This window comes from Bifidobacterium sp. (assembly GCF_050874245.1).
Taxonomy (GTDB): Bacteria; Actinomycetota; Actinomycetes; order Actinomycetales; family Bifidobacteriaceae; genus Bifidobacterium.
The window spans coordinates 1-1118 of record NZ_JBNMKH010000216.1 but is presented as its reverse complement, the minus strand read 5'-3'; the positions used below and the strand labels follow the sequence as shown (position 1 = coordinate 1118).

Genomic DNA, 1118 nt, shown 5'->3' with positions numbered 1-1118 from the left:
GGTTTCCCAGCACCCAAGTGGGAGCCGTTTCAGCGGTTTTCGCATACTTCCACGTGCGTTCGATGGAAGCGCGGTACGCATCGCGATCCCAATCGGCTTTCTCCAAGGAGAAATCGAAGATGGCGCCGAGCTCGTCTACCGTGCGGGAAACATGAAGGAACGATCCACATTCTTCACCAACCTGCCGGCCAACCGCAACGCCGACGCGCTGATCATGACCGGCTTCCCCGCCACCGAAGAGGAAGAACAGGCGCTGACCAGCATGGGCATGCCGATCATCCTGGTCAACTCGCCCGACACCGACTACTGCCAGGCCTCGGTCGCAATCAACGACGAAGCCTCGGAAGCGACGATGGTACGGTATCTGGCCGCCATCGGACACCGCAAATTCTGCTACATCGGGCGCAAGGAGCCGCTGCCCGGCAGCAAATGGGGACACGACAACCGGACGGTCGGCTACCGCAACACCATCGCCGATCTCAACCTCACCGATTGCGGCATATACTACATCGACATCGCGGACCCACTATCCGTCAAACAGATCATCGCCACAATCCTCGCGTTGCCGGAACGGCCGACCGCATCATGCATATGGTCCGACTACTACGCGCTGCCCGTCATCCACGAACTGCGCAACAACGGCGTACGCGTGCCGGAAGACATGTCCGTGGCCGGGCACGACGGATCGGACGTGGCCGCAAGCATCGAATTGACCACCATGGCACAGCCCGCGCGCGAAATCGGACGGACCGCGGCCCGCAAAACGTTGGATCTCATCGCGAAGAAGACACTCGATGAGCCGCGCACGATCATCCAGACCGTGCTGACGCCTGGTGATACGACGCGGCCGATCTCCCACGAATAGCGGGTTTCTCGGGTACGGGGGGCAAGGCTGTATGTGGAGCCGTCGACACATATGAAAAAAGCGGGAATCCTCGAAAAAGGGGAAACGAGGATTCCCGCTCGGCGCTGGAAAATAAAAGCCGCTGGGGCCTTTATTTGACCGCGTCCTGTAATTATGGACCGCGCTACGCGCGGGCTCAATGTTTACCTCGCGGGATTGCACCTCGCAGCACAGCTGCTCGGCTCGCCTACGGAGAACCCACCGGGTTCTCCGC

Annotated in this window: 1 protein-coding gene; it reads left to right on the top strand. The window is 60.5% G+C overall.

All coding sequences use genetic code 11. The features are described from left to right. Positions 1-865: LacI family DNA-binding transcriptional regulator (locus ACR0P8_RS10015; RefSeq protein ID WP_432624894.1), on the top strand; the 865-nt coding region annotated here is incomplete at its 5' end. Positions 866-1118 lie beyond the last annotated feature (253 nt).